At 36.4% G+C, this 13,272-nt stretch carries 9 protein-coding genes and 1 pseudogene; 4 read left to right on the top strand and 6 right to left on the bottom strand.

From position 1 onward, the window contains the following. Positions 1–1,586: 1,586 nt before the first annotated feature. Positions 1,587–3,188 (bottom strand): C40 family peptidase, encoded by a 1,602-nt coding sequence (locus V179_RS29005; protein ID WP_051404793.1) that lies wholly within the window; start codon positions 3,186–3,188, stop codon positions 1,587–1,589. Between the two features lie 268 nt (positions 3,189–3,456). Then, on the bottom strand, positions 3,457–4,065 hold the full coding sequence (locus V179_RS0102115; protein WP_028390062.1) for a poly-gamma-glutamate hydrolase family protein: 609 nt from the start codon (positions 4,063–4,065) through the stop codon (positions 3,457–3,459). A 290-nt stretch (positions 4,066–4,355) separates the two neighbouring features. On the opposite strand from V179_RS0102115, the pseudogene V179_RS31460 reads away from it, so the two are divergent. After that, a pseudogene (locus tag V179_RS31460) lies at positions 4,356–4,638 on the top strand (IS3 family transposase); the annotation flags it as partial. Between the two features lie 28 nt (positions 4,639–4,666). Here the strand turns inward: V179_RS31460 and V179_RS0102110 are convergent. From V179_RS0102110 to codB, 3 genes are all read right to left on the bottom strand, one after another. Further along, complete coding sequence (locus V179_RS0102110) at positions 4,667–5,200, bottom strand: YehS family protein (RefSeq protein ID WP_028390061.1); 534 nt, start codon at positions 5,198–5,200, stop codon at positions 4,667–4,669. A gap of 336 nt (positions 5,201–5,536) precedes the next feature. Beyond that, positions 5,537–6,805 carry a cytosine deaminase gene (locus tag V179_RS0102105; RefSeq protein ID WP_028390060.1) on the bottom strand — a complete coding sequence of 423 codons (1,269 nt, stop codon included), beginning with the start codon at positions 6,803–6,805 and terminating at the stop codon, positions 5,537–5,539. A 3-nt stretch (positions 6,806–6,808) separates the two neighbouring features. Further along, on the bottom strand, positions 6,809–8,071 hold the full coding sequence (gene codB, locus V179_RS0102100; RefSeq protein WP_028390059.1) for a cytosine permease: 1,263 nt from the start codon (positions 8,069–8,071) through the stop codon (positions 6,809–6,811). A gap of 438 nt (positions 8,072–8,509) precedes the next feature. On the opposite strand from codB, the gene V179_RS0102095 reads away from it, so the two are divergent. The 3 genes from V179_RS0102095 to ahpF all read left to right on the top strand — a co-directional run bounded on the left by V179_RS0102095 (position 8,510) and on the right by ahpF (position 11,528). Beyond that, a complete protein-coding gene (locus V179_RS0102095; RefSeq protein ID WP_028390058.1) occupies positions 8,510–8,947 on the top strand; it encodes a GNAT family N-acetyltransferase in 438 nt (145 codons plus the stop codon). 469 nt (positions 8,948–9,416) lie between these two features. After that, positions 9,417–9,986, top strand: a complete 570-nt coding sequence (gene ahpC / locus V179_RS0102090; RefSeq protein ID WP_028390057.1) for an alkyl hydroperoxide reductase subunit C — start codon at positions 9,417–9,419, stop codon at positions 9,984–9,986. A 12-nt stretch (positions 9,987–9,998) separates the two neighbouring features. Next, positions 9,999–11,528, top strand: coding sequence for an alkyl hydroperoxide reductase subunit F (gene ahpF, locus V179_RS0102085; RefSeq protein WP_028390056.1), 1,530 nt, complete (start codon positions 9,999–10,001; stop codon positions 11,526–11,528). Positions 11,529–11,749: 221 nt separating this feature from the next. Here ahpF and V179_RS0102080 read toward each other — a convergent pair whose 3' ends face one another. Continuing rightward, positions 11,750–13,150: an MFS transporter gene (locus V179_RS0102080; protein ID WP_028390055.1), complete on the bottom strand. Its 1,401-nt coding sequence runs from the start codon at positions 13,148–13,150 to the stop codon at positions 11,750–11,752. Positions 13,151–13,272 lie beyond the last annotated feature (122 nt).

Below are 13,272 nucleotides of genomic sequence, written 5' to 3'. Positions count from 1 at the left end.
GCAGACACATTTAAACACACTTTTACACAATTGTATATTTATGTAAATTAAAACTATATTTAGTATTTTTTAATCCTTTTCAGAATTAACCACTGAATAAATAGTAATCATTTCGATTTACATTACATTTTTTTAATATTCTTAAGCCATGATTATTATTTAAGATTTAGCTAATGGTAATGTACTACGGATATGCTACCTCATTCTAAATTAACCTGTGTTCTTAAAGGTTAATTTAGTCTTATTCAAAAAATCTATTTTCATCGCTGAGTATGTATCTAAAATTTCTTCCCCACAAGCGTTTTGGTAATCCATAAGCCTGTTAAATATGCGATGCATAGAAATTCCACTAGCTATTATTGGGTATTCTCTGACATTAAATCCAAATTTTTTTATATGTAATCACAGTCAACTTGGCAAATTTTTTTCTCTTCCTTCTGATCGATAGATCTATCATACGTAAATTCTACATATAAAAGTAAGCAATATTCAACATATTTTGGCAACATTACATAATTCAGGTAATAAATACTATTTTTGTAATATAAGAGCGCGTACTTAAGATTTAGCACACGTTAATGTACTGTCGACACTGGTTTCTAACCCTAATCTTAGTTCGTTTGATCATTATTTTGTATCTAAAGATGTATCACAAGCACTACAAGAAATGATCTATAGGTCTATTAACCTCACTATTAGGCAATTATCAAGCTAGCTTATTTCATTTCTGTCTGACACGATGTGGCCAACACTTTTAACAAACCATCTACAATTCTAAACATACATATAAACTTGTTTCAACAATTTTTATAAATTGAGGAGATATTAACTATAGGTATAGATTACTTTAATACCATTAAATCCCAATAGCATACTTTAAGCACTTTAAGTTACTCATAACTTGCCATAGATTTGTAAATTCCAGCGCATAGACGTTTCGATTGTTGAGTCATTTCTAGAAATCCCCGAATATGGTATTTAAGATGGATAGACTTTTTAACGGGAGACTCAAAACCTTCTTTCTAGAAGGTTCTTTAAGCCCACTGCTCTCAAACTGTATACTGAGTAATAGTAATTTTGTATTATTAACTTTTTCCAGAATACCAAAATATCCTAGGGCAGACGCTACTTTAAATTAAACATATGGCCTTATTTTCCAAGCCTTTGAACCTAATTTTATATGTAAGTAATAACGACTAAAGCAGATAAACCGACCATTCTTTATGTTTTCGATCATAAAATTTTTGAACTTATCAATGGAAATAAATCAATTATACAGTTGGAAAAGCTATTGGCAGGTACCTTAAAAATCACTAGTTGGAAGGTAAGATAGTTCGTTGAGAACCAAAGTATATATTAATAAGAAGAAACACATCTAAAATAGAACAATCGCCATGGTAATCACCTTTATTTTCCATTTATAACAACATATATGTAGTACTATTTACTACTTGTAAAAAAAAAGAGCCTTATCAATGGCTCTTCACTTTGTGCGTAAGGTATGAGTACTATCTTAAGAATAAGGTCCTGAAAGATTATGGCTATAGTAATAAGTAACATAAATCTTCAGTCCAAAGAATATGAAGCTATAAAACCCGTTTTGCACTATGGTAAATCGGCCTCCAATACGAACTCACTTTATAATTTACAATTCGAACTCCTTGGCTTGATACTACTGCAATTTGCCCATTGCCGATATAGATGGAAGGGATAATGCTGTTGGATTCAAAGAACACAAGGTCTCCTGGCTCTAAATTCTCTTCTTTCACTTCTGTTCCTATTTTAAGCATGTCTTTTCCATAACGAGGTAACTCTATACCAACTTGTTTATAGACATATTGGACAAATCCACCTGTATCAAATCCTTCTAGAGATGTTCCTCCTGATTGATAAGGAACAGCTAGTAGGTCTATTGCTATGTTAACAACTGGGACATCCTTAGGAATTTTAAGATTTTTTACTCGTCTAATACCTGCAAATTTTTCCGTATAAAAATTTTTGGACAGATAATTGGTTCTCACTTCTGCTGTATCTGTTCTTGAAGCGTGTATCATTTGATTGTTTCCAGCATAGATTCCTACATGTGAAATACCTGGACGATGAGTATCTTTAAAGAATACGAGATCTCCTACTTGAATCTTCTCTTTTTCAACTGGTGTACCTAGTTCCCATTGCTGTTCAGGGGCTTCAGGCAAATAAATCCCCACCGCTTTTTCATACACATACTTTGTAAATCCAGAACAATCGAATCCTTTTGGTGTTTTCCCGCCTTCAAGATAAGGAGCTCCCATATACTTTAACGCCTCAGAGATTAAGGGGTCGTTACGGTCAATATCGGGAATTTCTGTTATTCGCTTCGCTCCATAAAAACGATCATTCCAATAAGAAGAATGCGCAAAATCACTCGTTGTAATCCCTTTTGAAGGTGAACTATAAATCATTAGCCCATTTCCTAGATAAAAAGCCGTTGTTGTGATATCACCTGTATCCTTATTTTTGAAGAAAAGGACGTCCCCCGACTGAAGATTTTCTTTGGATACGTTTTGACCTAAGCTCCACTGTTCACTAGCATTTTCAGGAAGTTTAAGGTTCAAAGATTTTCCAAAAACATAGTGAACGAAGCCTGCTGAACTAAAACCTCTATCTGGCGTCTTACCATTGCTTGAGTAATGAACTCCAACGTATTTCATAGCTTCTACTAACAAAGGATGATTGATTTGATAAAGATTAGTAGGATTGATTCGTTTGGCACTAATATACCTATCACCGTAGTAAGATCCCTCTGCAAGTTTAGTGATGATAACACCTTTTGAAACAGAACTAATAATGACTTCATCATTTCCATTGAATATTCCCACACTTGTGATATTATTCGTATCTGTTCCTTTAAAAAAGATGAGGTCACCAAGTTGAAGATCATGCTTCTCTACAACTTCTCCGAGCTTGAATTGATCTTTTGGGTACGGAGGTAAATCTATCTCCTTCGCTTCTTTAAAGACATATCGAGTAAATCCACCTGTGCTAAATCCCTGATCTGGAGCTTGACCATCTGTTAGGTATGGAACACCGAGGTATTTTTGGGCAGTTTCTGAAATACTTAATTCTGCATTTGCAAAGGCTGGTTGAAAAAAGAAAACCGATAGTAAAAAGATTCCTACAATTAAACATGTTTTCGGGCATTTGGACATTACCTTCACTCCTTCTTTTATATGACACCTCCATTATTTCGACAATTATTATTGGATACAAAAGGAATTATACCCAAATTCAACATTTTTTTAGCTAGCAATGCTTGATGCAATACTTTCCTCATCCTACTTAAGAACATATAACTTTCTTACTTTAAAATACGAATTTTTCAAAAAAAGCACCTCAAATGAGATGCATGTTTAAGTCGAAGGAAGAGCCCGATCCTATGATTACATATACTCTTGTTCATTTATTTATTTAAACTAGTTAACCCATGGCTTTCTGTAAAGCTTTTACATATTTTATAAATTCGTCTGTTATGTTCACACGATTAGCACGACTAGTATCACCATTCTTAAAAAACGCTCCTCTTTGTAGTGCACTAATCTCTAATTGAACACCTTGACCTCTAGATATGCGATTAGTGATACTGTTAGGGTTAATGCCTGATAATACACCACTTGCTATCCCCGCCGAAAATCCTTCCATTTTAAGTTCCCTTATCACATTGTCTCTAAGGTGATCATCTAATCCACCTACTTGGGTGTGTTTAACCGAAAGATCAGCATATCCGTGTAACGCCATAGCATTTGACGCTTCACCCACCATTTTTAATACTAAGGGTTCGTCGAAATGGATCGAAGTGATGTGTAGCACACTGTTTTTACTAGGCTTCATCCCTTCAAACTCATACCAGTTATACAATCCACTCGCTACTGCCTTCACCAATTCTGATGTTCCTGGTTCAATACCGCCGCCATGCGGAGTAAAAATGATGGTTTTCGATCCAATCACCCTATGGAAATGAATATCATAGTCTACTCCTTTTACCTCAGCAGCAGCTAACTCGTTATAATTTGCGTAAGTATCAGCCATATATTATCCTCCTACTCACCATTAATTAATACTAGCAACTATAAAACAATGGTCCAACAGTTTTTCGGATTACTTAGCATTGATGAAACTTACTTTATTATTGATTTGTTCAATTAATGAATCAGATAAAATTGCTCATCTTTGTTGTGAGTAGAATGTCCAGTTCACATCTAATGTTTACCTCATTTCTCCTTAAACAAATCATAGTAAAATAGCCTTCTCAGTCGAGAGAAGACCATGTTTATCATATGCCGGTGGCACTAGCGGCCCCTTCAATCTATAAGTCTTACATTCTCCATTCTGACCATGGCTGACATTATCGAATGTCAAAGTACCAGCACTTACTAAAAGAAAACTATATTACACAAAGCATGCCTCGTAAGGGGAATTTTTTGGATCATGCAGTCATGGATTAAAATCTGAATTACTGTATCTCCAGGAATTTGAAAGTATAGAGCATTTTAAGAGGGAACTAGAGAAATATATTCACTATGACAATCACAAACGTATACAAGTAAAACTTAAAGGATTGCTCCCGTACAATACAGAGAACAATCCTCTATAGCTACATAAAATATTTGTCTAACCTTTTGGGTTCATTTCAATCCCCTTGTCCCATTGAGTCCCTATACTTTAAAGCGAGTCCTTTTAAGAAATTCCTAGCGTATCGATCGCCACATGCTTTATAATTCTTATGGCCTTCTTTTCTTAGAATAGCGCTTAATTCCCCTTTTGAAACAATGACTCCAGCCACTTCCAATATATCAAGCATATCTTCACTTGTTAAAGCTAATGCTATTTTCAATTTCTTTAACAATACATTATTAACACTTCTATCATCCGTTATAGACATGGCTGGCCTTTCAGGTTGCCCTGGCTTTGGATCTTGTTTTCCTCTTTTAAAAATAATCAGGCCATTTAAAAATGACTCTAGCGTGAAATTATCGCACAGTATATTCTCTTCATCAAAATCAACATCATTATGATAGCTGTCTTTTGATTTTATGAGCATCTTTTGCACTTCTTCTTTTGTTATCTCAACGCCTCCAAGTTTAAATATCTTGACCATGTCGGTATCTTTTATATCTAGAGCATATCTTAATCGAATTAAGATATCATTATTCGTCATATCCATCTGTAACCCTCCTAAAATATTGACTATTACACAGCTTTCCATTATATTTTCCAAACTATATTTTTCGTTCAAATTTAAATATAACCAAAGTATCTCCATGAATAGTCTTTACTATGTACCACAAGTACTCGCCAATTATATAAAGATTTAAGCGAATGACCATAAAATAATAGTTTAACATTTCAAAAACGTGTTTTATAGTTTAACTGAACTTATAATTAATTTTTCTAGTCCCCTACTTATACGAATAGCTGCCCATTTCTCGGTTCTTTATGTTTTATTTACTGGTTAATGCAGTAAAAAGACACAACCCTATTAAGGTTGTGTCTAAAACTTCTATCTATTAAAAGTAACCTTCTCTTCCAATTGATCTAAAGTTATCGTTGCTTCACTTGGTTTTGTTTCAGCAACCATCTTGCCATTTCTAAAGGAATATCGAACTGTCGCTTGCTTACGAATCGCCTCATATTCGTTTTCTGCAGATAAGACGATGAAGTTAGCTGGTTTACCTTCTTCGATTCCGTAATTCTCTTCAATGTGCAACGTTTTTGCACTATTTTTAGTGATTAAATCGATTGAATTTACAATTTGATCATAGCCCATGAGTTGTGAAGCATGAATCCCCATATGCAATACTTGAAGCATGTTACCTGTTCCTAGTGGATACCATGGGTCAAAAATATCATCGTGGCCAAAGCATATATTTAGTCCCGCTTCCTGTAATTCTTTTACCCTTGTTAGACCTCTTCGTTTTGGATACGTATCAAATCTCCCCTGAAGGTGAATATTCACAAGTGGATTTGATACGAAATTAATAGAAGAAAGTTTTAATAGGCGGAATAATTTATACGTATATGCATCATTATAAGAGCCCATTGCCGTCGTATGGCTCGCTGTTGTGCGAGTACCTATCCCACGTTTGTAGGCCTCCGCAGCTACAACTTCTACAAATCGAGACTGTTCATCATCTATTTCATCACAGTGGATGTCAACTAATCGATCATATTTTTCAGCAAGGTCAAAAGCGACTTTTAACGACTCTACTCCGTATTCTCTTGTAAATTCAAAATGAGGAATGCCGCCTACAACATCGGCGCCCATTTTCAATGCTTCCTCCATCAATTCTTCCCCATTAGGATATGAAAGGATGCCTTCTTGTGGAAAAGCAACAAGTTGAAGATCTACATAGGGAGCCATTTCTTCCTTTACTTCCAACATCGCTTTTAAAGCCGTTAATTCTGGATCTGTTACATCTACATGTGTACGGACGTGCTGAATTCCTTGAGCAATCTGCCATTTTAAAGCCGTTTTTGATCTTGTTTTTACATCATCAATCGTTAGCGTTTCTTTTCTTTGTGCCCATCTTTGAATTCCTTCAAATAAGGTGCCACTTTTATTCCACTCTGGTTCTCCCGCCGTTAACGTTGTATCTAGATGGATATGTGGCTCAATAAAAGGTGGCAGGACAAGAGAGCCATCGACATCGATGATTTCTTTTCCGTCAACATCACCAAGTATTTGCGTAATTTTATGAATCTTATTTTCTTCTATAAATAAATGCCAAAGTCCATCTTTTCCTCTAAGTTTTGCGTTTTTAATAATCACTGATTAACTCACCTTTTCATACATTTTAGTCGTCACTTTTTCTCCATGCTGAGGTAGACATTTCATTATTACTACATAAATAGCTGCAGACCCTAATAGCGCATTAATAGGTGGAATGCCTGGTACTAAATTAGCGACTGCTACTCCGCCTACCCATGCTAATATTGCAACCCAATTTACTGCTTTAAACTTCATCTGTTCGAATGGTTGATATGTTCTGCGCTTCACTATAAAATAATCTGCTAATATAATAGCGCCAATCGATGGCAGAGTGGAGCCTAAGATCGTCAAAAACCCAACAAAATTGTTATAAAGCCACATTGCTGTCATTGTTCCAACAATTCCATTGAAAACAACAACTTTATGTTTTGGTAATTTCGTAATGTTAGAAAAACCTAATCCTGAAGCATATAACGCACTATCATTCGTTGTCCAAATATTCAAACCTAGAACAATAATAGCAGGTATCATTAACCCTTGTAAAAACATCACGTCCGATATGTCAGCTTTACCGTAAGCCATAGCTCCGACTGCACCAAATAAAAACATAAGCGAATTCCCTAGAAAGAATGCAATCACATTCGCACTAACAGCAGAGCGGGATGTCTTAGAAAACCGAGCAAAATCAGGCGTAAGGGTACCAGCGCTAATAAAAGAGCCGATACAAATCGTTAATGCTGCTGAAAGCCCTAATGCCTGTGTCGGTTCATAATCGAATAATCCTTGAATTCCCCCAGCCACATCAGCTGCATCTGTCATCGAATAACTACCGAAAATCGCAATGGCAGGAACAGCAACAAATCCTAGTATAGTCAAAGTCTTCATCCCAAAGATAGCTGATACGGTCATTAATATTCCAAAAATCGCAATTAACAAATAAACATTGGCCCCTGTTGCTTTTGCAACAGGAACAGCAAACATGGCAAGACCGACACCAAACCAACCTACTTGAGTTGAAGCTAGTAAAAATGAAGATAAATAAGAACCTTTTTCACCAAATGCATATCGAGTCAATAAATGAGTTGATAAGCCCGTCTTTGCTGCAATATGAGCCAATGCACCTGTATATAGCCCAAGTACCAAATTACCTGTTAACACGATCCAAATAAACTGTATAAATGTCAATCCAGTTCCTAATGTTCCTCCAGACCACATGCTCGCTGAGAAAAAGCTAAGTGAGAGCATCACCGCAAGAATCTTCCAAAACCCATTCCGATTTGCTTGTGGCACTGCCTGAAACGAGAATTCTGTATCTACTTTTTTCATACCAATTCCTCCTATAAGTTAGTTGATAAGAAACTGGTACCGAAGAAAGCTTCGATTATTTTAGGAGATTAGGAAATAAAAAAAGCTTCTTGCCATTTCTGACAAGAAGCTTTTTTTACACAATGAACATGGGTAACCTACATACAAAGGCCACCAAAGCAATGTTCATTATTTCCGCTGTCCTTGTCAGCCTCACGGGACTGAATTAAAGGTACCAGTATTTAATTAAAGTTATTATCACAGGAAAATTAGATGTTGTCAACAAATTTTTAGGCGCTATACTCCATACATTGCCTCCCTCTACTATTTTACTTAAATAATTGATAATCTTACAATTTCACCTTTAGGCACTTCGAAATCATCTATTTGTCACAAAAAAACATTTAGTTGTGCTATGATAGGTCCAATTTACAAAAAATAATAAAAGGTGGTTTTTTTATGAGCACTCTAGCCATTCAAGAACTTCAAACACAGGATGAATTCCTTAAAGCCTTTCCAATAATGAGCCAGTTACGAACACATCTGAATGAAAATTCTTATCTTGAATTAGTTTTAGAGGCACAAGAAAAAGAGGAGTATAAACTGTTTGCCTTATTCGATGGCAATGATATAGTTGCAGTTATCGGTTTTCAGCCAATGATCACTCTCTATTATGGCAGATTTATTTGGGTCTGTGATTTAGTTACAGAAGCTAATAAGCGTTCAAATGGATATGGTGAAAAACTGCTTTCACATGTACATGAATGGGCAAAAGAAAAGAACTACGAAAACGTTGCTTTATCTTCAGGATTACAGCGGACTGATGCACACCGATTTTACGAAGACAAAATGGACTATAACAAGGTAAGTTATGTGTTTAAAACAGCTTTAAAATAGGTATTGTAGTAGTAAAAGAACAAATATATTAATGCTGAATCTATACATATAGACCAACAAGTGGTCCCTTTTTGGATTTCCCTCGTAGAAAAGTTTTGCTTTTTGAAAGGGGGATAGGGACAATGTCCCTATCCCTTTAACCCAGGTCTGTTAATTGAGAAAAAATAATAATAATTGAAAATTTAAATTATTCTACCAAATCATTTTCCCCTATAGATCTAGACCATCATTCCATAGGTGCTACCGCTATCGAGGCGGAGAGGCTATAACAATACAGTTATAATAAAGTTGAGTGTTATTGTTGACAACAATTAAATATTATATAATAATTAATATGTAATTAGAATTATTATAGTTAAATAATGATAATCAACATGAACTAGAATTATTAATGGTTATTAAAGTTTGACTAATTGTCTAAACTAACTACTAATAAATTCTAAAGAACATACTAGGAGGAAGATTAATTATGTCTTTAATTGGAAAAGAAATACTACCATTCAGCGCATCAGCTTACAATAGCGGTAACGGCGAGTTTATCGATGTTACCGAGCAAAACTTAAAAGGACAATGGAGTGTTGTTTGCTTCTACCCAGCAGACTTTACATTCGTATGCCCAACTGAGCTAGAAGATCTTCAAAACCAATATGCTACTCTAAAAGATCTTGGTGTTGAAGTATATTCTGTTTCAACAGACACTCATTTCACACATAAAGCATGGCACGACTCATCAGAAACAATTAACAAACTACAATACATTATGATTGGCGACCCTTCACATCAGATTTCTCGCAACTTCGATGTATTAATTGAGGAAGATGGTCTTGCAGATCGCGGTACGTTCATCATCGATCCAGACGGTGTGGTTCAAGCACTTGAAATCAATGCAGGTGGTATCGGCCGTGATGCAAGCACTCTTGTTAGTAAAATCAAAGCCGCACAATATGTTCGCAACAACCCAGGTGAAGTTTGTCCTGCAAAATGGCAAGAAGGTGCTGCAACACTAAAACCTAGCCTTGATCTTGTAGGAAAAATTTAAGGAGTATTATCCATGATACTTGATGCAGAAATCAAAGCACAATTAGCCCAATATCTGCAAATGATGGAGGGCGATGTGCTCCTTAAAGTTAGTGCGGGTTCCGATAAAATTTCACAAGACATGCTCGCTTTAGTTGATGAATTAGCTACCATGTCATCCAACATTAAAGTTGAGAAAACACAGTTAGAAAGAACACCAAGCTTTAGTGTAAATCGCATCGGTGAAGACACTGGCGTAACTTTTGCTGGTATCCCTTTAGGACACGAATTTACATCATTAGTCCTGGCTTTATTACAAGTAAGTGGTAGAGCGCCGAAAGTTGATCAGAAAGTCATTGATCAAGTAAAAAGCATTAAAGGCGAACATCACTTTGATTCTTACATTAGCCTGACTTGCCAAAACTGCCCGGATGTTGTCCAAGCACTGAACTTGATGAGCATTATTAATCCTAATATTACTCATACAATGATCGACGGTGCAGCATTCAAAGAGGAAGTAGAAAGCAAAAACATCATGGCCGTACCAACTGTATTCCTAAATGGCGATTCATTCGGAAGCGGTCGAATGGCCCTAGAAGAAATTCTAGCGAAAATGGGGAACGCCCCAGATGCCTCAGAGTTTGCTGATAAAGATCCTTACGATGTACTCGTTGTCGGAGGCGGACCTGCGGGTGCAAGTGCGGCAATCTATGCTGCACGTAAAGGAATTCGTACAGGGATTGTTGCGGAACGCTTCGGCGGTCAGATTTTAGACACTGCTTCGATTGAAAACTTTATTAGTGTTAAACACACTGAGGGTCCGAAACTCGCTGCAAGTCTTGAGGAGCATGTGAAAGAATACAACGTTGATGTGATGAATTTACAGCGTGCCAAACGTTTAGAAAAGAAAGACCTCATCGAAATTGAACTGGAAAACGGAGCTGTTCTAAAAAGCAAAACCGTCATCCTTTCAACAGGTGCTCGTTGGCGCAATGTTGGTGTTCCGGGTGAAAATGAATTTAAGAATAAAGGTGTAGCATATTGTCCACATTGTGATGGTCCATTGTTTGCAGGAAAACACGTAGCCGTTATTGGTGGCGGAAATTCCGGTATTGAGGCAGCAATTGATCTCGCTGGGATTGTGAAACATGTAACAGTTCTTGAATTTAATCCTGAGCTTAAAGCTGATTCTGTACTGCAAGATCGTCTTAACAGTCTGCCAAATGTAACTGTCCTAAAGAACGTTCAAACAACAGAAATTACTGGAACTGATAAAGTAAACGGTATTTCCTACGTTGAGCGTGAGACTGGGGAAGCTCAGCATATTGAATTGGCGGGAGTATTTGTTCAGATCGGACTTGTGCCAAATACGGAATGGTTAGCTGAGACTGTTGAACGTAATAGAATCGGTGAGATCGTTATAGATAACCATGGAGCAACGAACATACCTGGAGTGTTCGCTGCTGGAGACTGCACGAATAATCCATATAAGCAGATCATTATTTCGATGGGATCAGGTGCGAATGCAGCCTTAGGTTCATTCGATTATCTAATCCGAAATTAAACCACCATTTTATTATAAAAGGGCCGTTGAAATTACTTTTTAACGGTCCTTTTTCTTTATTCACCTTAAAAGATCCCGAATTAATAACCTCAGTTACTTATATACGGTTCATCGTAACACGCCTAAATGAGATTTACTTTCTACCTTTATTTCCAATATACCACTATTACTACATTTTTCCCCACCATTATCTTGTTTTATGGTGCATGACTCAATGTAATTTAAGAAGCTTTCCTCACTTTCATTGATTCCCTGACACCTTTTTTTGGAATCGCAGCTACTATAGCTAGTAAAGCTAGTCCAGCAAAAATAGCATTTGTCAATAACCCCATACTTGCAGCCACTTCCATATTTCCAGCCTTTTCAACTACACTATAAACAGTAACAGATATCGCTAATCCGAATGAGTTTCCAAGTGTACTAGACATTTTATAAATACCAGCTGCCTCTCCTGCTTTTGCTGCCGGTACATTGTCTACTGCTGTATCCGTAGATGGTGTCGCATAAAGGCCAAGTCCAATCCCATACACGGTAAAACCAATAAATACAACAATGGAATAAATCGCATTTGGTAAGAATGTTAATGTCATTAAGATAATTCCAACGATCACTAAAAGACAAGCTATGACCATCGGCTTTCTTGGACCACTTCGTTGTAATATTTTTTCACCAATACGAATCATCGCTAATGTAGCAACTAAATTGCCAATTGATAATAACCCAGATTGAAAAGAACTGTATCCTCTTGCCATTTGAACATAGGTATTCGCAACAATAAGTGCTCCCGCTACACCACTTATTAAAAAGTTTGACACAGTAGCCCCAGTAAAATATTTATTTTTAAATAAAGATAGATCGATAAATCCGTTAGATTTCCCTTTTACAAGTTTTAAAAATATCCAACCACCTATGACAGTGGTAGCCATTAACGTTAACGAAAGAGGGCTTGTCCATCCGAAGGCATCTCCATGTGTAATGACAACATTCAAAGCGACCATCACTAATAAAAAGATAACAAAGCCAGGAAAATCAAATTTTGCTGAATTGCTTTGTTCCGCTTTACTCTCTGGTACATCTTTAATCAAAAACATAGATAGTAAAGTGAAAATAATGGAAAATATAAAGATCCAGCGCCATCCCATATACGTAGCAATTAAACCTCCAGCTAATGAACAAATGCCTATGCCGCCCCAAGATCCAAAAGACCAGTAACTTATGGCTCTTTGTCGGTCTGGGCCGTCAAAATAGGTTTTCACCAAAGCAATCGTTGCAGGCATAATACACGCTGCCGAGATGCCTTGAATCACACGCCCAATAATTAAGAGAACCGTCTCCTGTGCAAATACGAGACAAAGTGAACCAATTATATTTAATAGTAAACCAATAGTTGTAATTTTCTTGCGTCCAATTCGATCAGATATTCCTCCAGCTGCTACAATAAACATGCCTGAAAATAAACCGGATAAACTAATTGCTGTATTCAAAAGTCCCATCGAAATGCCCATATCTAACTGAACTTCAGGCATCACATTTATGAGTGACTGTGAGAAAAGCCAATAAGTAAGCACCCCAAACACAATCCCCGTCATCATTCTGTTATTACCTTTATAGCTTGTTTCCATGGTGAACCACTCCTTTTTGGTTAAATATCCATTAAACTAACTATGTCTCTACAGTGATGATGAACGTGTAAATTATGCAGGCACAACAAAAAGGACAGAGAAAAACAGTGTTTTTCTCTGCC

It is taken from the genome of Bacillus cihuensis, assembly GCF_000504145.1.
GTDB classification, from domain to species: domain Bacteria; phylum Bacillota; class Bacilli; order Bacillales; family DSM-1321; genus Peribacillus; species Peribacillus huizhouensis.
This window is presented reverse-complemented; position numbering and strand designations above follow the sequence as displayed.